Origin of the sequence: Nostoc cycadae WK-1, assembly GCF_002897135.1 — a bacterium.
Taxonomy (GTDB): domain Bacteria; phylum Cyanobacteriota; class Cyanobacteriia; order Cyanobacteriales; family Nostocaceae; genus Nostoc_B.
The window spans coordinates 1-208 of sequence record NZ_DF978426.1 but is presented as its reverse complement, the minus strand read 5'-3'; the positions used below and the strand labels follow the sequence as shown (position 1 = coordinate 208).

Here is a 208-nt window from a genome sequence, read left to right as displayed (position 1 = left end):
TGATAATTGCGCCTTGCTTCTTCAAATTCTCCCAATTCTTGGGCAACTATTCCCATCTGTCCGTAGGTGCTGGCACAACTATAGCGATCACCATATTCGATTTTTATATCCAAAGCCTGTTGATAATTGCGCCTTGCTTGTTCAAATTCCCGCAATTCTTGGGCAACTATTCCCAACTGGTGGTAGGTGCTGGCACAACTATAGCGAT

1 protein-coding gene is annotated in these 208 nt (G+C 44.2%); it reads right to left on the bottom strand.

The features are described 5' to 3' along the window. The coding region (locus NCWK1_RS30090; protein ID WP_245894880.1) for a tetratricopeptide repeat protein at positions 1 to 208 on the bottom strand (208 nt) is incomplete at both ends.